The organism is Halorubrum sp. LN27 (assembly GCF_016635065.1).
Lineage (GTDB): Archaea > Halobacteriota > Halobacteria > Halobacteriales > Haloferacaceae > Halorubrum > Halorubrum salipaludis.
Genome location: NZ_JAEPET010000001.1, coordinates 1,935,469 through 1,952,933 on the forward strand (window position 1 = coordinate 1,935,469; position 17,465 = coordinate 1,952,933).

Annotated in this window: 17 protein-coding genes; 10 read left to right on the forward strand and 7 right to left on the reverse strand. The window is 69.2% G+C overall.

The features are described 5' to 3' along the window. Nucleotides 1-29 precede the first annotated feature (29 nt). Nucleotides 30-659, forward strand: a complete 630-nt coding sequence (locus JIN95_RS09400) for a non-canonical purine NTP pyrophosphatase (protein ID WP_200531252.1) — start codon at nt 30-32, stop codon at nt 657-659. Nucleotides 660-695: 36 nt separating this feature from the next. Here JIN95_RS09400 and JIN95_RS09405 read toward each other — a convergent pair whose 3' ends face one another. The 3 genes from JIN95_RS09405 to JIN95_RS09415 form a co-directional block, all read right to left on the reverse strand. Beyond that, entirely contained in the window at nt 696-2,036 is a 1,341-nt protein-coding gene (locus JIN95_RS09405; protein ID WP_095637474.1) for an aminotransferase class III-fold pyridoxal phosphate-dependent enzyme, read from the reverse strand. A 320-nt stretch (nt 2,037-2,356) separates the two neighbouring features. Then, nucleotides 2,357-2,632, reverse strand: coding sequence for a PadR family transcriptional regulator (locus JIN95_RS09410; protein WP_095637473.1), 276 nt, complete (start codon nt 2,630-2,632; stop codon nt 2,357-2,359). Nucleotides 2,633-3,095: 463 nt separating this feature from the next. Next, entirely contained in the window at nt 3,096-3,242 is a 147-nt protein-coding gene (locus JIN95_RS09415; RefSeq protein WP_200531254.1) for a hypothetical protein, read from the reverse strand. 501 nt (nt 3,243-3,743) lie between these two features. On the opposite strand from JIN95_RS09415, the gene priS reads away from it, so the two are divergent. The 4 genes from priS (at nt 3,744) to JIN95_RS09435 (ending at nt 7,921) form a co-directional block, all read left to right on the forward strand. Next, entirely contained in the window at nt 3,744-4,907 is a 1,164-nt protein-coding gene (gene priS, locus JIN95_RS09420; RefSeq protein ID WP_095637472.1) for a DNA primase small subunit PriS, read from the forward strand. Beyond that, nucleotides 4,904-5,992 (forward strand): hypothetical protein, encoded by a 1,089-nt coding sequence (locus JIN95_RS09425; RefSeq protein ID WP_200531255.1) that lies wholly within the window; start codon nt 4,904-4,906, stop codon nt 5,990-5,992. The genes priS and JIN95_RS09425 overlap by 4 nt, the downstream gene beginning before the upstream one ends. A gap of 12 nt (nt 5,993-6,004) precedes the next feature. Beyond that, nucleotides 6,005-6,562 (forward strand): DUF998 domain-containing protein, encoded by a 558-nt coding sequence (locus JIN95_RS09430; protein ID WP_200531256.1) that lies wholly within the window; start codon nt 6,005-6,007, stop codon nt 6,560-6,562. Nucleotides 6,563-6,670: 108 nt separating this feature from the next. Next, nucleotides 6,671-7,921, forward strand: a complete 1,251-nt coding sequence (locus JIN95_RS09435; RefSeq protein ID WP_200531257.1) for an MBL fold metallo-hydrolase — start codon at nt 6,671-6,673, stop codon at nt 7,919-7,921. Between the two features lie 6 nt (nt 7,922-7,927). Here the strand turns inward: JIN95_RS09435 and JIN95_RS09440 are convergent, their stop codons facing one another. Continuing rightward, the gene (locus JIN95_RS09440; protein ID WP_200531259.1) at nt 7,928-8,383 is read right to left on the reverse strand and encodes a hypothetical protein; all 456 of its coding nucleotides are present in this window, start codon (nt 8,381-8,383) and stop codon (nt 7,928-7,930) included. Then, entirely contained in the window at nt 8,380-8,964 is a 585-nt protein-coding gene (locus JIN95_RS09445) for a transcriptional regulator (protein WP_095637467.1), read from the reverse strand. Before JIN95_RS09445 ends, JIN95_RS09440 begins: the two co-directional genes overlap by 4 nt. A 488-nt stretch (nt 8,965-9,452) precedes the next feature. On the opposite strand from JIN95_RS09445, the gene JIN95_RS09450 reads away from it, so the two are divergent. The 5 genes from JIN95_RS09450 to JIN95_RS09470 all read left to right on the forward strand — a co-directional run bounded on the left by JIN95_RS09450 (nt 9,453) and on the right by JIN95_RS09470 (nt 15,337). Next, nucleotides 9,453-10,112 (forward strand): hypothetical protein, encoded by a 660-nt coding sequence (locus tag JIN95_RS09450; protein ID WP_234699189.1) that lies wholly within the window; start codon nt 9,453-9,455, stop codon nt 10,110-10,112. 33 nt (nt 10,113-10,145) lie between these two features. Continuing rightward, a complete protein-coding gene (locus JIN95_RS16310) occupies nt 10,146-11,339 on the forward strand; it encodes a hypothetical protein (protein ID WP_234699190.1) in 1,194 nt (397 codons plus the stop codon). 149 nt (nt 11,340-11,488) lie between these two features. Next, entirely contained in the window at nt 11,489-13,048 is a 1,560-nt protein-coding gene (locus JIN95_RS09460) for a VWA domain-containing protein (RefSeq protein ID WP_095637464.1), read from the forward strand. A gap of 6 nt (nt 13,049-13,054) precedes the next feature. Then, nucleotides 13,055-14,173 carry a hypothetical protein gene (locus JIN95_RS09465; protein WP_200531264.1) on the forward strand — a complete coding sequence of 373 codons (1,119 nt, stop codon included), beginning with the start codon at nt 13,055-13,057 and terminating at the stop codon, nt 14,171-14,173. Nucleotides 14,174-14,218: 45 nt separating this feature from the next. Beyond that, on the forward strand, nt 14,219-15,337 hold the full coding sequence (locus JIN95_RS09470) for a hypothetical protein (protein ID WP_200531266.1): 1,119 nt from the start codon (nt 14,219-14,221) through the stop codon (nt 15,335-15,337). 95 nt (nt 15,338-15,432) lie between these two features. Here the strand turns inward: JIN95_RS09470 and JIN95_RS09475 are convergent, their stop codons facing one another. Then, on the reverse strand, nt 15,433-16,296 hold the full coding sequence (locus tag JIN95_RS09475) for a hypothetical protein (RefSeq protein ID WP_200531268.1): 864 nt from the start codon (nt 16,294-16,296) through the stop codon (nt 15,433-15,435). Nucleotides 16,297-16,529: 233 nt separating this feature from the next. After that, entirely contained in the window at nt 16,530-17,108 is a 579-nt protein-coding gene (locus JIN95_RS09480) for a transcriptional regulator (protein ID WP_200531270.1), read from the reverse strand. Between the last annotated feature and the right edge of the window lie 357 nt (nt 17,109-17,465).

Here is a 17,465-nt window from a genome sequence, read left to right on the forward strand (position 1 = left end):
ATTCGTTCCGGCCGCCCGCATCGGGATCCGTGCTCAGATACGTGACGACGAACCCCGGGAAGGTGCACGAGGCGGAGCGGTACCTCCGGGACGGCTCGGTTGAGCGGCTCGACTTCGACTACCCGGAGATCCAGGCGGCCGAGCTCGGTCCGATCGCCGCGCAGGGCGCCCGGGAGGCGTACCGCCACGCCGGCGAGCCGGTGCTCGTCGACGACGCGGGGCTGTTCGTCGAGGGGCTCGACGGCTTCCCCGGCCCGTACTCCTCGTACGTCGAGGAGACGCTGGGGGTCGAACGCGTCCACGAGATCGCCGCCGACCTCGACGACCGCCGCGCCGCGTTCCGGTGCGTGCTCGGCTACTGCGACGGCGACGGGTTCGACGCGAGCCCTGACCCGGTCGACCGCGGGGACCGCGACGCGGCCGCGGCGGCGGGACCGGACGCGGACGCCGATGACTCGGACGCCCTCCCGGTCAAGCTGTTCGAGGGGTACGTCCCCGGTCGGATCGTCGCGCCGCGCGGGGAGGACGGGTTCGGCTACGACCCGATCTTCGAACACGACGGCGAGACGTTCGCCGAGATGGACACCGAGCGGAAGAACGCGGTGTCGCACCGCGGCCGCGCGTTGGAGAAGTTCGCGGAGTGGTTCGCGGACCGGTAGGCCGCGACGGAAGCGCTCTCGACGACGGTGTCGGGTTTACGCGGCGTCTTCGATCGCCGCGGCGAGGAGGTCGCAGCCGAGCGCTATCTCGCGTTCGGTGACGTCGAGCGGCGGGAGGACGCGGAGCACGTCGTAGCCGCACGAGAGCGTGAGCAGCCCCCGCGAGAACGCCTGTTTCATGGCCGCGTCGCGGCGCTCCTTCGAGTCGAACTGGAGCGCGAGCATCAGCCCCTTCCCGCGCACGTCGTCGACGCCCGGGAGGTCGGCGTCGCGCATCGTCTCCTTGAACTGTCGCCCGCGGACCGCGGCGTTGTCCAGCAGGTCGTGCTCGCGGATCGCGTCGAGCGTGAGCGCGCCCTGCGCGGAGGCGAGGATGTCGCCCGCGCCCCACGTCGAGGAGAGCCGGCTCTTCTCCTCGGGGAACACGTCCGAGCGGGAGATCGTCGCGCCGACGCGGAGCCCCTTCGCACTGGAGATCACGTCGGGTTCGAGCGCGTAGTGGTCCGAGCCCCACAGCTCGCCGGTGCGGCCGACGCCCGACTGGATCTCGTCGGCGATCAGGGTGATGTTGTGCTCGTCGACGAGGGCGGCGACCTCGTCGGCGAACGCGTCCGAGGGGAACCGGTAGCCCCCCTCACCCTGGATCGGCTCCATGATGAGGTACGCCACGTCGTCGGGGTCGATGTGGCCGCGATCCGGATCGAGCTTCCGCCGGAGCTGCGAGACGCCGTCGGCGAAGAAGCCGCACGAGCACGTCTCGGCGGTGCAGGTCCGGTCGTCGCAGAAGGGCACGTCGTGGACGCCGCTTATCTCCGGGAAGTCGCGGCGGTAGACGGACTTCGACCGGTTGAGCGAGAGCGCGCCGAGCGTCCGCCCGTGGAACGCGCCGTCGAAGGTGATGGCGTGTTTGGCGCCGCCGGAGTCGTCGTACGCGATCTTGATCGCGTTCTCGACCGCCTCCGCCCCGGAGTTCGAGAGGAAGACGGTGTCCATGTCGTAGTGGGACGTGATGTCGGTGAGCCGCTCCATCAGCCCGGACGAGCCGGGGAGCCCGTCGCCCGGCGACTCGCCGCCGGCGACGTAGAAGTCCTGGCCCGCGATCTTCAGCGGGTCGACGAGGTCGAACTCCGCGAGCGGCTCCATAATCTTCGGGTTGTTGTACCCGAGCGGCGCGGCGGCGACGTGGCTCGTGAAGTCCATGAGGACGTTGCCGTCGACGTCGGTACAGAACGGGCCCTCGGCGGGCGCGGTGCGGTCCCAGACGAACTCGTAGACGTACGTGCTCGGCGCGGCAGACTCGTGGTGGTACTCCACCCACTCCCGCGCGCGGTCGCCCGGGAGGTCGGTCACGTCGGGGGCGGCGGTGTCGCGATCCATGCCTGCGTGTGGCACTCGGGGAGATTAAAATAAAGGCGATCCGCGCGCAGTTGGAGAAACGTCCAACTCGCGGCGCAGACTATCCAGATGTGGGAAGAAACGGGCGGAACGGCGGGAAAAGGGCGATTCGGGGCAGAGGGGGAAGCGGGGCAGAGGGCGATGCGGGAGCAAAGGGAGATGCGGGGGCAGAGGGCGATGCGAGGAGAGAGAGGATGCGAGGACAGAGGGAAGATGCGGGGACTGAAAACGAAGCCGCGGCGGCGAAGGACCGACCGCTACGGACCGACGGAGCCGCCGGGGGCGTCGGCGATCTCGACCGATCAGTGGTCGATGTACTGCGCCTCCCACTCGGTCCGCGCGTCGATCTCGCGTCGCCCGCGGCGGGTCAGCGTGTAGTAGTTCGTGCGCCGGTCGCGTTGGCCCTTCTCGACGAGCCCCTTCTCGACGAGCGTGTCCAGGTTCGGATAGAGCCGGCCGTGGTGGATCTCCTTTTCGTAGTAGTCCTCGAGCTCCTCTTTGATGGCGAGTCCGTGAGGCTCGTCCAGACCGGCGATCACGTAGAGCAGGTCACGCTGGAAACCTGTGAGGTCGTACATGCAACAGTCCGTACATACCCATCCTGAATAAATAAATATACCGTTATAAGAAACGCCCATCTCGTTGTCACCCGCCCTAATCGGCGGATTTCGCGGGATCCGTTCTGTCAGCGGTTCAACCGTCTGCTCGGTTCGAACGCGGTTTCGTCCCGGAAATTTTGTTTCTGTACGCTGAGATATTTACTCCACCGAGCGATCGACTCACGGCGTCGAGACCGCCCGTGAAGGCGCCTGTGGCGGGTATCGGTCGGCTCAGGCGATCGGCGCGAACGTGCGGATCGGCGATCAGGAAACAGGACAGCGTGGACGCTCTTCGATGCTGTCGTCGGTCGGAAAGAGGCACGCCCGACGCGGAAAAAAGCCGCGTCGGGCCTGCCGTTGGTCCCCGCTGACGCTTCGGCCCTCCAGACGAAGCGTCACCTGTTCGTACAGGGTACCGACTGATAAACCTAACGAGCGCGCGCTACATGTGTTCTTCTTCTAACACCCAGCCGAGCGCGCGCTTGTAGTGGGTGAACAGCTCCTCGACGCCGCGGTGCTGCATCTCCTCGTCGTCCAGCTGCTCGCGGAGGAACTCGTACTGCTCGCGAACCTCGTCTTCGGAGCGCATGCGTCCGGATACGGCTCGGGCCCGGATAGTGTTGTGGCTGCGGATTGTCGGGTCATTGTCGACGTACCGACGGTGAATACTTCCAAAGCCCCAGGCGGGAGGACACCACACGCTCGCTGCGCTCCTCGGTCGCTCACTTCGTTCGCTCCCTGCGGTGCTTGCGTCGCCTGTGGTGTCCTCCCGCCTGCCCCTTTGAGTCCCACCCCGCACCGCACAGCACCGCAGCCTCACGCCTCCCCAGCCTCGTCACCGGACTACGTCCGGTTGCAAGCGAGAGCTTCGCTCTCGCCCTGTCGCTGGCGGCCTTCCCTTCGTTCGGCCGCCAGCGACTCCCTCGCGCGTGCTGGCTCGCGGCCGCCTGCGGCGGCCACTCGCAGGCACGCGCCACCGGGAGGTCCGAACCGTCGCGGGCGTCATCGTCCTCCGGTCGCTTATGCCGCTCAGTCCGCGCCCGTCCGGAACGATACGTTGATACGTCGACCGCCGGTACCGGATGAGACGATGGACGACCGGACGCGCGAGTACCTCAAGGGCCGGTTCGGCGACTACTACCGCCGGGCCTCGCCGGCGCTCCCGCCGGACGCGAACCTCCGCGAGTGGGGCCACATCCCGTGGACTCCCGGGTCGGGCACGACGATGCTCCGCCACCAGTCGCTGTACGACTTGGGCGACGTGGACACGTTCTTCGCAGACAACGCGCCCCGGCACGCGTACTTCTCGGCCGCCCGCTACGACGACCCCGGCGCGTCGACGATGTCGCAGAAGGGGTGGCGCTCCGCCGACCTGATCTTCGACCTCGACGCCGACCACCTCCCCGGCGTGGACCCGGAGACGACCTCGTACCCCGAGATGCTCGCCGAGTGCAAGCAGGCCCTCCTCCGCCTGCTCGACTTCCTCGACGACGACTTCGCGTTCGAGGACCTCACCGTCGTCTTCTCCGGCGGACGCGGGTATCACGTCCACGTCCGCGACGAGGGCGTCCGGGAGCTGAACAGCGACGCGCGCCGCGAGATCGTCGACTACGTGCGGGCGATCGACCTCGACACCGAGGGGCTGATCCGGACGGTCTCCGAGCGCGGCACGACGAAGCGCGTCCTGCGGACCGAGGGCGGCTGGGGCGCGCGCGTCCACGAGGCGCTGGTCGAGTACGCCGACGACCTCCGCGACATGGACGAGGCCGACGCCCGCGAGCGCCTGACGGAGCTGGAGGGGATCGGCGAGGGGCGCGCGGAGACGATCCTCGGCGCCTTCGACCGCAACCCCACCGCGGTCCGCGAGGGCAACGTGGAGGCCGGCGGCCCCGGCGTCCGCCGGCTGGTCTCCGCGCTCGCCGCGCGCGTGACCGCGACCGACACGGCGCCGATCGACGAGCCGGTCACCACCGACACCCGGCGGCTCATCCGGCTCCCGGGCACGCTACACGGCGGGTCCGGGCTCGTGGTCACGCCGATCGACCGCGTCGAGCTCGACGAATTCGATCCGCTCCGCGACGCGGTGCCGGACCGGTTCGTCGGCCGCGAAATTCAGATCGAGACTGACGCCGATCGGACGGTAGAATTAAACGGCGAGCGCGTTAGAGTTGAACCCGGTAGAAACACCGTGCCCGAGTTCGCGGGGGTCTTCCTGATGGCCCGCGGCGAGGCGCGGAAAGCCCCCGAACGATGAACCTCGACGAGCTCAGATCGGCCCAGGCGAAGGAACGCCGCAAGGACAGCCTCCAGCACCTGCGGGACTCCTTCTACGACGACGTCGCCGCCTACGTCGCCGACCTGCGCGCGGCCCGCGACCGCCGCGCCGAGCAGGTCGACAAGCCGTTCTCCGACGACGACGTGCGGCGGATGTCCGACGAGGTCGAGACCGCCGAGGAGGTCGCGGAGGCGCTGTACGAGCGCCGCGTCGGCAAGGTCGTCAAGCTCGCGTCGTTCGCGGCGGCGGACATGCCGGTCGACGAGGACGGCATGACCACGGAGGAGCGACAGCTGTTCGACGACCTCGTCGACCGGATCGGCGAGAACAAGTCGCGCGTGCTCGACGTGCTCGCCGGCGAGGAACCCCCCGCCTCGCCCGAGCGCGACGAGGCGGTTCCGACGGACGTGACGACCGAGTCGACGGCGGATGCGACAGATGGGGCCCCCACGGCGGACCCAGAGCCGTCCGCGCCGGAGCCGCCCGCACCCGAGCCCGACTCCGCCGCTGAGTCGCCGCCCGACGCGCCGTCGGACGGGGACGGCGGGAGCGGCCGGAGCGCGGCGGCCGAGGGGAGCGCCGACGCGCTCGCCGGCGCCATGGGCGGTTCTGACGAGGAGGTGGCGGACGCCCTCGACGCCACCACCGACGGCGGGGCCCCGGCGGCCGGGCCCTCGACCGCCGGTGACGACCCGACCGCGGGCGACGGACCCACCCCGGTTCCGCCGGAGCCGGCTCCCCCCGGAGCACCTGGCTCGGATGCGGGCGACGACCCCGATCCGGCCGCGATCGACGACGGGCCGGCCGAGGGCGGCGCCGCCCCCGACGACACACCCGCCGACGACACACCCGCCGACGACACACCGGCCGGCGACGCGCCGGTCGACGCCGCGTCGTCCGACGACGCCCCCGCCCGCGCCACGGTCCGGATCACCCGCGACGTGGGCGCGATATTCGGGGTCGACGAGCGCGAGTACGAGCTCGCGAGCGAGGACGTGGTCACGCTCCCCGCCGAGAACGCGGACCCGCTGGTCCAACGGGACGCCGCGGAGCGCCTCGACTGAAGCCGTTCTCCGATGTTCTCCGCCGACGCCGGCGGCGACGCGGTCGCCGCCACCCGAGCGCTCGGCGCCGCGGCCACCCTGCTCGCGCTCGGCGGGATCGCGGCCGCGATTCTCCTCGATCCGACGTTTTCGTGGACGACCGACGCGCTCTCCGATCTGGGGGTCCGCGACCGGAGCGCCCCCGCGTTCAACTGGGGGCTGATCCTCGGCGGCGCCGCGGGCGTCGGCTACGCCTTCGGCCTCCGTCGCTCGTCGTTGGAAACCGGGATCGCGGACGGGGTCCGCGCCGGCGTTCTCGCGCTCGCGATGATCGCGATGGCCGGCGTCGGGGTCTTCGACCTCACGGAGCCGCTCCACGGCCCGGCCGCGATCGGGTTTTACGCGCTTATCACGGTCGTCTTCGCGATCGACGGCCTCGCACGGCGCGGGACGGCGACCGGACGCCTCGCCCTCGCGTTCGCTCCCGTCCACGTCGCCGTCTGGGCGACGTTCGCGGCGGGCTGGTGGCCGGTGTCCGGACTCGCGCTCCCGGAGCTGCCGGGCGCGTTCATGCTCGCGGCGTGGGTGTAGGCCGTCGGACCCCTGCCGGTCCTCAGTCCGGGGCTCGGCTCGTCCGGATCGCGACGCGGAGACGCCGGGACCGATGAGCACTAACGCGCCGGGCGAGTGGGTTCCGGCATGGAGGTCGAGTTCCTCGGCGGCGCCCGCGAGGTCGGTCGGAGCGCCGTCCTCGTCGACGACGCGCTCCTCGTCGACTACGGCCTGCTGACCGCCGACCCCCCGCAGTACCCCCTCCGCGACCCCGAGCCCGACGCGGTGGTGGTCTCGCACGGCCATCTCGACCACGTCGGCGCGGTGCCGGCCCTCCTGAAGGGGGACCGGCGACCCGCGATCCACTGGACGCCGCCGACCGCGGAACTCGCGCGGACGCTGGCCCGCGACACCCTGAAACTCCACGGCAACAGTCCGCTTTGCCCCTTCTCGGAGGAGCACGTCGCGCGGCTCGGCGAGGTCGAAGAACGGCAGGCCTACGAGGAGCCGTTCGTCGTCGAGGCGGGGGGCACCGCCTACGAGGTGACGCTGTTCAACGCCGGCCACATTCCGGGGTCGGCACACGTCCTGATAGATGACGGAGACACACGCTTGCTGTACACCGGCGACTTCCACACCGACGACCAGCGGCTCGTCTCCGGCACGACCGCGCGGCCCGACGCCGACGCCGTGATCTGCGAGTCGACGTACGCGGACGTGACCCACGAGGACCGCCGCGCCGTCGAGGACCGCTGGGCGGAGCGCGTGAAGACGGCGATCTGGGAGGGCGGCACCGTCGTCGCCCCCGCGTTCGCGATCGGGCGGACCCAGGAGCTCATGCTCGTCGCCGAGGCCAACGACCTGACCCCGTACGTCGACGGGATGGGTATCGAGGTGACCGAGCTGGTCCGCCGGTATCCCGCATTCCTGCGGGACCCGGAGGCGCTCCGCCGGGCGACGGGCGCCGCGCGCTTCGTCACCGGCCGCGACGGCCAGCGCGAGCGGATCGCCGGCGACAACGAGCTGATAATCACCACCTCGGGGATGCTCGCCGGCGGGCCCGTCCACTCGTACCTCCCGGCGATCCGGGCGAACCCGACGAACATGGTGACGCTGACGGGGTATCAGGTCGAGGGAACGCCCGGGAGAGAGCTCCAGGAGCACGGGAGGCTGGCGATAAACGGGACCGTGCGTCCCGTCAGCGCCCGCGTCGAGTCGTTCGACTTCTCCGCGCACGCCGACCGCGGCGGGCTCGAGTCGTTCTTGGACACCTACCGCGGCGCTCGGGTGCTCGTGAACCACGGCGACCGCTGCGAGTCGTTCGCGGCGGCCCTGCGCGAGGACGGGTTCGACGCGACCGCGCCCGAACTGGGAGAGCGGGTCGAGGTGTCGGCGTAGATCCCGTCAGCCGACCGCGTCGCAGGCGTCCTCCACGGTGTGGGTCGTCGACGCGCGGACGCCGGGACCGGCGGCGTCGGCGCGGAACGTCAGCGCGTCCCCTCCCGACTTCCCGCAGTCGACGGTCACGTCGACCGTCGCCGACCCGCCGGCGGAGATCGGACCGCCGATCTCGGGGGTCGCGATCGGCTCTTCCCCGGCGCCGCGGGTGACGCGGATCTCGATCCCGTCGAGGGGAACCCCGAACCGGTTCTCGTACGCCACGGTGACGACGGCGTCGCCGTCGCCCCCCGCGCTGCGGTTCACCGCCTCGAACCCGAGGTACGGGTCCTCGTTCGCCCCGGCGACGCCGACGTCGACGCCGCGGTCGCTCGTGACGTCGACGGCGGAGAGGCTCCCGAACGCCAGTCCCGCGGCCGCGAACAGCGCGAGAGTGAGGCCCACCGACCGAGTTCGGTTCATCGCTTCCGACGGGCGGCGGGCGGTCTCTCCGTCGTTCCCAGCCGCGTTCGGCGACCGATCGCGTGATGGGCCGCCGCCGAGATCCCGAAGGCGGTCGCGGTGAACGCGCCGGCGGCGAGGGGAGTGAATCCGGCGAATCCCGGCGCCTCGACGGCGACGGCGAACAGGAGCGCGACCGAGAGCGCCGAGAGGAGGATGTAGTAGCTGTTCCACGGGATCTCCCTGCCGCGCAGCACCTCGACGTACACCTCGATGCGTTCGAGTCCGGGGGCGGGCCTGACGGTGTCGTCCTCGTCGACGGTGACGATGTCGGTTTCGCTCAGCTTCGGGAGATGCGTGCGCTTGAGGGTGCTGTGGACGTTGTGGCGGTACTCGTACGGCACCTCATCGGCGTCGACGTCGAGCTCCCACGCGGCGACGTACCGCGACAGCTCCGAGACGTCCGGCGGCTCGTCTGCATGCTTGAGCGCGTGTATCACGAACCGCCGCCGCCGGTTCGAGAGGATCTCGAAGACGTCCTCGCTGGAGATCTCGCGGTCGGCCCCGCCTCGGTTGTCGGTGGTTCCTGTGATCGCGTTCATCCGGTGAACACCAGATTCGCCCCTCCCCCGCTGTTTATCGGCTACTGTTGCCGGTTCTATGGGGAAATGCTCACTGGGGGCCCATAAATAGGTAGGATAATTAACCAGAAAATATTTATCTTCCGACATATTTATGAATCCGTCTCTGCGGAACAAGATCATTTTGCCGGGAACGACTCGCCTCGAACCGGGTTTTCAGGCCGTCGTACGGGTTTGAATCGCCGTTGACCACCCGCGGATGGGGCGGATCGCTCCTCGAACGACCGGTGATCGCTCCTCCAGAGAGCGGCGACTGTCCGGTCGCGTGGTCGGATCGCTCCGACAGCGTGCTTCGTGTGCTGTGTTAGCGAGAATCTCATAACAAAGTGACACCCTTCCGATGTCGGTATCGAGCGCTCCGGCGCCGCGATCGAATCCGACCGGTCGGACGGCGGGTCCGTCCGGTCGAACGATCGGGGCCGGGGCGCACACCACGGGTGACACGACCAATGCAACGACGCAAGTTCGTCATCGGATTGGGCGCGACGGCCTCGGGAGGCGCCGCGGCTCTCGGAACCGGCGCGTTCAGTCGAGTGGAATCGCAGCGGCAAGTGAGCATCCAGGTCGCGAACGACGCGAACGCGTATCTCGGGATGGTCCCGATGGATACGCCGAACGGCAACAACTACGTCGACACCGACGGGAACGGCCACCTCTACATCGACGTTGGAGAGCACGACGATTTCGAGGGACCGGACGCCGAGCCCGGAGAGGGCGTCAACTCCGACTCGTTCACTTGGTTCGACGGGATGTTCCAGCTCTGTAATCAGGGCAAGGCCGAGGCGGACATCAGCTACGAGCTGCCCGCCCCGCCGGAGGATCGGGACATCGGCGGCAACTGGACGGCGCCCGCGGACGGGTACGACGAGCAGGTCGTCGGCTTCTACTACATCTCCGAGGGCGGCGACGACCCCGGCGACGAAGGCGACCGGATCTTCGTCGCAGAGGGCGACACCGTCCCGCTCGCGGTGGGCGAGTGCCGGGAGATCGGCGTCCGCACCGTGACCAAGGGCGTCGACGCCACGAACGGCTCGCCGCTCATCGACGGGGAAGTCGTGATCACGGCCGATTCGCCCGAGGCCGGCGAGCCGGTGGACGACGGGACCTGATCCACCAACCATGACACACACGGAGAAGCGACCATGAAGCGACGATCGTTCCTGCTCGGGACGGGCTCGGCGGCGGCCGGGGGAAGCGCCCTGATCGGTACGGGCGCGTTCTCCCGGATCGACGCCCAGCGCTCGGTCACGATCCAGGTGGCCGAGGACGACAACGCCTACCTCGGGATGAACGACTGCATCGACGGGGACGGCAACGAGACGCCGAACTCCAGCTTCGCCGACCTCGACGACCTCGGCCACCTCAGAGTCGACATGGGGGAGTCGGGCAACGGCGGCTCCGGCGTCAACTCCGAGTCGATCAGCTGGTTCGACAACGTGTTCCAGCTCTGTAACCAGGGCAAGGAGGACGTCTGTCTGTGGATCTCGGAGAAGGACGGCGCCGACCCCGACCGCGTCACGTTCTACGTGAACGAGGAGCCGGAGACGACGACGCCCGAGAAGCTGGCGTTCCAGGACGGCGACCTCGTCGAGGACGACCCCGACCTCCAGACGCTCACGGAGGTCGACGACTCGATCCTGCTCGAAGTCGGTCACTGCGTCTGCGTCGGCATTCAGGTGTACACGCGCGAGGACGACGACTACGAGATCACCGCGCCGGGCGCCGGCGACGAGCTGCTCAGCGAGGTCAGCCTCGTCGCCGACGTCGGCGAAGAGGCGTGTAGGGCGGAGCCGGACTGCGCCGAGTTCGTCGGCGAGTACTCCTGTACCACCTACGATTTCTCCGAGGGCGACATGTGGTGGAAGGCCCAGGACACCCGGTTCGAAGTGACCAACGTCGGCGACGCGTCGGCGACGTTCGGGTGGGCCATCATCAACGACCCGGACACCGACGCCGGCGACGGCGGAGCGGTGGTCGCCCCGGGCGAGTCGGTGGACATCGAGCCGTCGCCCCCGAACCCGGAGGAGGGAGTCGTCTTCTGGGACGCCCCAGACGGCTGCGATCTGCCCACCTGGGGTGACCTGAAAGTCGACCAGTTCAGCGATCGGCTCGTCAACCACGCCGAGGACACCACCGACATCAGCGACGACGACTACGTCGCCGAGATCGCCATCCCACAGGACGTCGAGGAGACGGAGGACGAGGACCGGAAAGGGGAACTCGACGAGATCCCGGCCGACGGGGAGGACGACGAACAGGCGCTGTTCGACTCCCTCGACGGGAGCGACGTGACCGCCTGCAGGGCGGAAGACTCCGGCGACGACCCGGGGACGTGAGGGATCGACACCGCTCCGCGCTGTGCGGGGCGTGAACCGATTCGCGACGAGAGACGGCACGTGGGCGCTCAAACCGAACGGCGAACGCTCGTCCGACGGTGCGCGACGACGCCTCGCCGTGCGCCAGCGACACACCAAGATCACCAACGATGAAACGACGAACGTTCATCCTCGGTGCCGGAGCCACCTCCGTCGGTGGAAGCGCCCTGCTCGGGACGGGCGCGTTCTCCCGCGTCGAGTCACAGCGAAACGTAACGGTTCAGGTGGCCGAAGACCCGAACGCGTATCTCGGGTTACAGCCCCTCGAAACACCGAACAGCATGAACTACGTCGATCTCGACGAGCAGGGACACCTCGAGATCGACGTGAGCGAACACGACGACTTCGACGGGCCGGACGCGGAGCCCGGCGAGGGCGTCAACTCCGACTCCCGCACCTGGTTCGACGGGATGTTCGACATCTGTAACCAGGGGAAAGAAGACGTCTGTGTCTCCTACACCGCGCCGGACGACTTCGGACGCGAGGACGCCGAACTCGTCTTCTACTACGACGGCGACAGCGACGGCGACCCCACGACGAGCGGTCGAGTCGACATCGAGGAGGGCGACCCCCTCCCGCTCCCGCTCGGTGAGTGCGTGACGATCGGCCTCCGGACGGAGACGTTCGACGTCGACGCGACCGACGACGCCCCGCTGTTCGACGGCGAGGTCACCGTCGCCGCCGACGTCGACGGTGACTGTTTCGCCGGCGAACCGGGGCCGGAGCCCGAGTGTCCCGAGTGCTCGTTCACGCCGGGATCGACCGACGACCCCTTCTCGAACCTGCTGTCGGCCGGTCCCGAACCGGGGGCGGGGTTCCCCGCCATCGACGCTCGGATCCGGGTCGACACCCCCGCCGGGAACGCCGGCGACCTCACCGCGTCGGACTTCGCGGTGTGTGAGGACGGCTGCGGACAGACGGTCGAGAGCGTCGACTTCGAGTCGGGCGGTGCGGTCGACATCGTCGTGGTGTTCGACGACACCGCGAGCATGGGCGGGGCGATAAACGACCTGAAAGCGGAGGTCAACGACTTCACGACGGATCTCGAAAACGAGGGCGTCGACGCCCGATACGCGCTCGTCTCGTTCAAGGACATCGTCGAGGTCGACACCGACTTCACGGACGCCGCGAACTTCCAGACCGCGGTCGACGGGCTGTCCGCGTCCGGCGGCGGCGACGCGGCGGAAGACAACGTGGACGCGATCGCGGTCGGCACCGGAAACGCGGCCGCACAGCAGGGCGACGGCGCGGAGCTCTCCGCGTTCCGTTCCGGGGCACAGCGGGTGCTGATCGACATCACCGACGTCGGTGCACACGACGAGACCGAAGACCATACGCGGTTCAGCCAGTCCGAGGTCGAGGGGTTCCTCAACGACGGGAACTTCAGCTACTACGCGGTCGCTCCGGACGCGACCGGGTACCCCGTCAACAAGAAGGACATCGCCGACAACGTCGACGACGGGACGTGGATCGAGTTCTCGTCCGATTCGAGCCTCACACCCGTCATCAATGACATCACGACCTCGATCACCGACGAGGCGTACGTGCTGTCGTACACGACCACGAACCCGGTGACGGACGGGTCGAACCGCCCCGTCGACGTCGAGGTCGACGACCCGGACGAAGGGCTGCTGTACGAGCAGGGCTCCTACACCGCGCCGTCGAGCTGATCGACCATGCACCGACGAGACCTCGTCTTCGGCGTCGGGGCCGCCTCGGTGGGTGGGAGCGCCCTGCTCGGGACGGGCGCGTTCTCCCGCGTCGAGTCGCAACGCGACGTGACGGTGCAGGTCGCCGAGGACCCCGACGCGTACCTCGGACTCTCGGCGACGGGGTCGCTCAACAGCGAGAACTACGTCGCGATCGACGGGGACGGGCACCTCGCGATCGACGTGAGCGACCACGACGACTTCGACGGACCGGACGCGGAGCCCGGCGAGGGGGTCAACTCCGACTCGACGACCTGGTTCGACGCCATGTTCGAGGTGTGCAACCAGGGGAAAGCGGACGCCGCGTTCCACGTTCGGGAGTTCGACGACGACGCGTTCCCGCCCGGAGCGGCGTCTGACGCGCCGCTCGACTTCTACCACTATCCGGACGGCGACGGCGCCCCCGGTGAGGAGTCGTCGCTCGTCGGCGAGGACGCCGCGGTCACGATCCCGCTCGGCGAGTGTCTCACCGTCGGGGTCCGCACCGAGACCCACGGGGTCGACGCGACCGGCGGGACGACGCTGTTCGACGAAGAGATCGTCGCTGTCGCGGACGCGACCGTCACGGACGAGAGTCCGCCGACCGACTCCGGCGCGATCTCGCTGGCGCCGAACGCCGACCCGGAGACGGAGCTCGAGTCTCAGTTCGACGCCCTCGGCGCGGTCGACGCGCTCGACGACGGAGCGAGTGCGACGAACGCCGTCGAGGTCTGCGTCGAGAAGGCGGGCGCCGACGGTGAGACGCCGATCGCGGTGCAGGTCACCGATCACCACGGTGAGTTCGACGAGTCGCCGACCACGTGGAACCCCGGCTCCGACTCCCTCGCGTCGGCGACGATCGAGTTCGACTCGGGGACGGGGTGTTTCGCGATCGGGAACCCCGGCGTCGACGGCGTCCTCTTCACGCTGTTCCCGTTCGGCGGCGGGTTAGCGAGCGTCGCCGACATCGACAACGTCGCCGTCGCGGTGGCGGGCGAGGAGCCGGACGCGATGACCGTCGAGGGCGTACAGGTGTCGGCGCCGACGACGCTGGGAACCGCGAGCGCCGGCGACGAACCGTTCGACGAGTACGAGGCCGACAGGTAGGGCCATGACCGATATCACACGGGCACGACTCGGGAGGGGGTATCGATGAAGCGCCGGGAGTTCATCCTCGGCACCGGCGCCGCCTCGCTCGGAGGGAGCGCCCTGATCGGCACGGGCGCGTTCTCCCGCGTCGCGTCGCAGCGCGAGGTGGGCGTCGAGGTCGTCGGCGACCCGGAGGCGTACCTCGGCTTCGACGCCTGTCGGGGCGACGACGGCGACCCGACGCCGAACTCCGAATTCGTCGGCCTCGACGCCCGCGGTCGCATCGCGATCGACATGGGGCCGTCGGGCGCCGGCGGCACCGGCGTCAACGGGGACGCGATCACGTCGTTCGACGGCGTCTTCCAGATCAGCAACCAGGGGAAAACGCGCGCCTGCGTCGATCTGGAGTACGACCCGGTCGACATGCCGGAGTCCGGCGGCGGGCTCGACGCGGGCGATCCGTCCGTCGTGTTCTATCAGGCCGGCGCGCGCGACGAGGGCTCCTCGGCGCTCGATGACGCCCTCGTCTTCGACCCCGCTTCGGCAGACCCTGACGACCCGAAGTCGGCGGTGAGTCTGCCGGTCGGCGAATCGGTCTGCGTCGGGATCCAGACGCGGACGTTCGGAATCGACGGGACAAACGACACCTCCCTGCTCGACGGAGACCGCCTGCGGATCGTCGCCGACACCGACGGACAGTGTGCGGTCGACGGCGGTGACGGCGGAGGCGGGGGCGGCGGCGACGGCACCGACGACGGAGAAGACGACGGCGGCGCGCCCCCCGACATCAGCTTCGTCGCCTTCGGGAACGAGTCGGAGCCGGGTCTCGACGATGTCGAGGCGGCCGAGCGCAAGGGGGCCGACGCGGACGGGAGCGCGGGCGGTCCCGTGAGCGTCGCCTTCGAGGCCGCGGCGCCCCTCGACGAGGTCGTGCTGTTCACCGGGGGCGGCCCGGGCGCCCCTCCGGGCGACCAGAGGTTCCTCGTGGCGACGGACGTGCCCGCGTCGGGGGTGATAACCACGCGCGACGCGGCGACCGCGCCCGACGGGTGGATCGTTCCCGACGAATCGGTGCTCCGGAGCGAGACGCCGCGCGAACCGAGCGATCCCTGTCCGGACCACGAGCTCGCGTCGGTGAAATTTGAATGGGACGAGGCGGACGAGCGGTTCGCGGGCGAGTAGACTCGGAGGGTCGGTGGGCTCGGCGAGGTTCCCCTTCTCGCGGTCCAATTCGCCCCTCCTGTCACCGGTTCGTTCCCGTCACCGATTTGGCCCCGTCACCGGTACGTCCCGCTGAACACGCGGGCGCCGCAGGCCTCGCAGTCGACGTCGACGCCCACCACGTCGCTCGAACAGCAGGACTTCCGGACGTTCTCGACCTGCGTCAGCGTCGTCTCGCAGGCCGGACACGACTCCAGGAACGCGCGCATCCCCGCGATCAGTTCGGTCCGGCGGCGGTCGCCGAGCCCCTCCCAGTCGGGGAGCCACTCGCGGAGCGTGGGCTCGACCGCGAGGTCGGCATAGAAGGCGGCGTCCGAGTCCCACCGCGATATCGGGTCCCCCTCCAGCGTCACGACGAACCGACCGCGGTCGCCCGCCTCGAACCCGAGCACGTCCGGATCGAGGTCGAGAACCGCCCCGAGACGGCGCTTCGCCGCCTCGTCGTCGCCGCGGAACCGCCGGATCCGCCGCCACCAGACCTCCCGGAACTCGGCGGTGAGCCGGAGGTCGTCGGCGTCCGGGTCGTCTTCGACGACGCCGCTCTCCCGGAGCATCGCCTCGACCTCGGAGGGGTCCGCGGGAGCCGACGAATCCGGGACGTCGCGCTCCGCCTCGGTCGGTTCGGTGGCCGGGCTCCGCCGACGCACGATCGTCTCCTCTTTCCCGAACGCCCGGAGGGCGCGCTCCGGGAGGTAGCGCCGCGTCAGCTCGGGCGTTCCCGGAACCAGGTACCCCCTGAGGTAAATGGCCGCGCCGGAGAGGAGGAGCACGCCCGCCCCGGCCGGGGGCCACGCGAGTGCGACGGCCCCCGCCAGGAGGAGGGCGATGATCGCGTTGACGACGGTACACGGAACACACCGGTTCTCACCGACGTATTCGGGCTGCCGAAGGCGGTCTATCACCTCGCTCGTCGCGCTCATTTGCGAGGCGATACACCACGTACCCACTAAGTTATGAGCCGATCGCTAACATATAACATGGTCGAAACCCCGGGTTACCGGTCGATCCGGGGGAGTCGATCGGTCCTTACCGGGTGAGTAGATCGGCCCTTACCGGAATCGATCGGCCGTTACCGGGCGTCGATCGGATCGGGTCCGGGTTTCGATCCGGTTCCGGGTTTCCCCCGTCGCATCGCGGCTTCGACGCGCCGGGCTCACCGCCGGTCGCGGAGCTCCGGTGGTTTCGCCTCGTTGCCGAGGCGGGCGCGCTCGCCGTAGTAGTAGTGGGTCGCGGCGCTCACGGTGAAGGCGGTCACCGTGAACACGCTCACGTCGAGGGGTTCGAGCAGCGCGAGGCCGGGGACGCCGACCGCGACCGCGAGCAGGAGCGCGGCGGCGACGCCCGAGAGCCCGAGATAGTACATGCTCCAGGGGATCTCCTTCCCGCGCAGGACTTCGATGTAGACGTCGAGGTCCTCCAGCGCGGGCGTCGGTTCGACGACCTTCGCCTCGGCGTCGTACTCGACCACGTCGTGCTCGTCGAGCTTCGGCAGGTGGGTGCGGGTGAGGACGGTGTGGACGTTCCGGCGGTCGTCGTAGGTGATCGTGTCGGGGTCGGTGCCGGTCTCCCAGGCTGTGATGCGCGTCGAGAGCTCGGCGACGTCCATCGCCTCGCCCGCGCGCTTGAGGGCGTGGATGGTGAAGCGTCTGCGGCGGTTCGCGAGCAGTTCGAAGATCTCCTGTTCCGGCAGCGATACGTCGGTCGTCGTTCCCGTCTGGCTCATCGAGAGCATCGTGTGGCGCTCGCCGACCGAGGCCGTGCCGGTGACCTCCTGTTCGGCGGTTAACAGGATCCTGTGTATAGGACTACATAAATGGGAGTGATACTGTAGCTGATAGGTTCGGATCGAACCGGCTTCACGCTCCGGTTTCTCGGTCGTCAAGGACTGATTGAACCGACAGCAAGCGGCTAAAACCTGCAGATCGGGTCGTTTCAGTAAATAGGTATAATCCGCATCGAGGGGTGCTTGACCGCGGATCGATCGGCGTTCAGGGTGTGGTTGTGTCGCACACGAGAGGGGGTCGTGGGAGTTCCGGGTCCGCCTGTGGTCGCCACGAGCGTGTCATAACGATATGGGTATAGAGGCATG

What these genes read in the sequence shown, in the direction of transcription:
- JIN95_RS09405 (WP_095637474.1), bottom strand. Translation starts at nt 2,036, where the DNA reads ATGGATCGCGACACCGCCGCCCCCGACGTGACCGACCTCCCGGGCGAC.
- JIN95_RS09410 (WP_095637473.1), bottom strand. Translation starts at nt 2,632, where the DNA reads ATGTACGACCTCACAGGTTTCCAGCGTGACCTGCTCTACGTGATCGCC.
- JIN95_RS09415 (WP_200531254.1), bottom strand. Translation starts at nt 3,242, where the DNA reads ATGCGCTCCGAAGACGAGGTTCGCGAGCAGTACGAGTTCCTCCGCGAG.
- priS (WP_095637472.1), top strand. Translation starts at nt 3,744, where the DNA reads ATGGACGACCGGACGCGCGAGTACCTCAAGGGCCGGTTCGGCGACTAC.
- JIN95_RS09425 (WP_200531255.1), top strand. Translation starts at nt 4,904, where the DNA reads ATGAACCTCGACGAGCTCAGATCGGCCCAGGCGAAGGAACGCCGCAAG.
- JIN95_RS09430 (WP_200531256.1), top strand. Translation starts at nt 6,005, where the DNA reads ATGTTCTCCGCCGACGCCGGCGGCGACGCGGTCGCCGCCACCCGAGCG.
- JIN95_RS09435 (WP_200531257.1), top strand. Translation starts at nt 6,671, where the DNA reads ATGGAGGTCGAGTTCCTCGGCGGCGCCCGCGAGGTCGGTCGGAGCGCC.
- JIN95_RS09440 (WP_200531259.1), bottom strand. Translation starts at nt 8,383, where the DNA reads ATGAACCGAACTCGGTCGGTGGGCCTCACTCTCGCGCTGTTCGCGGCC.
- JIN95_RS09445 (WP_095637467.1), bottom strand. Translation starts at nt 8,964, where the DNA reads ATGAACGCGATCACAGGAACCACCGACAACCGAGGCGGGGCCGACCGC.
- JIN95_RS09450 (WP_234699189.1), top strand. Translation starts at nt 9,453, where the DNA reads ATGCAACGACGCAAGTTCGTCATCGGATTGGGCGCGACGGCCTCGGGA.
- JIN95_RS16310 (WP_234699190.1), top strand. Translation starts at nt 10,146, where the DNA reads ATGAAGCGACGATCGTTCCTGCTCGGGACGGGCTCGGCGGCGGCCGGG.
- JIN95_RS09460 (WP_095637464.1), top strand. Translation starts at nt 11,489, where the DNA reads ATGAAACGACGAACGTTCATCCTCGGTGCCGGAGCCACCTCCGTCGGT.
- JIN95_RS09465 (WP_200531264.1), top strand. Translation starts at nt 13,055, where the DNA reads ATGCACCGACGAGACCTCGTCTTCGGCGTCGGGGCCGCCTCGGTGGGT.
- JIN95_RS09470 (WP_200531266.1), top strand. Translation starts at nt 14,219, where the DNA reads ATGAAGCGCCGGGAGTTCATCCTCGGCACCGGCGCCGCCTCGCTCGGA.
- JIN95_RS09475 (WP_200531268.1), bottom strand. Translation starts at nt 16,296, where the DNA reads ATGAGCGCGACGAGCGAGGTGATAGACCGCCTTCGGCAGCCCGAATAC.
- JIN95_RS09480 (WP_200531270.1), bottom strand. Translation starts at nt 17,108, where the DNA reads ATGCTCTCGATGAGCCAGACGGGAACGACGACCGACGTATCGCTGCCG.